The sequence below is a fragment of the Burkholderia alba genome, assembly GCF_034721475.1.
Lineage (GTDB): Bacteria > Pseudomonadota > Gammaproteobacteria > Burkholderiales > Burkholderiaceae > Burkholderia > Burkholderia alba.
The window spans coordinates 1-312 of sequence record NZ_JAWJWL010000200.1; the positions used below are offsets into that span (position 1 = coordinate 1).

1 protein-coding gene is annotated in these 312 nt (G+C 70.2%); it reads right to left on the reverse strand.

The features are described 5' to 3' along the window. Positions 1-312 (reverse strand): spore coat protein U domain-containing protein (locus tag RZR99_RS33225; RefSeq protein ID WP_323123878.1); only part of this gene is annotated, 312 nt, incomplete at both ends.

Here is a 312-nt window from a genome sequence, read left to right on the forward strand (position 1 = left end):
CGGCGTGGCCTGTGCCGCGACCTGGCCGTAGACGTTGATCGACTGGGCCGAGCCGGTGCCGGTGCCGCCGACCGTGTTGGTGCCCTGCGTATTGCCCCAGACGGTCGTGTGGCCGGAGTCCTGATAGAGCTGGAAGCCGACCGTGGTGCCGGTGTTGCCGGTGGCGGTGCCGGCCAGCAGGCGGCTCGTGACCGTCGAGCCGGTGACGTTGCCGGCGTCGAGGCCGACGTTGTAGGGCGTGGTGTTCGAGCAGGTGACGCTCAGGGTCGTCTGTTGGTTGAGCGCGGACGCGAGCACGCCGGTGGTGCCGAA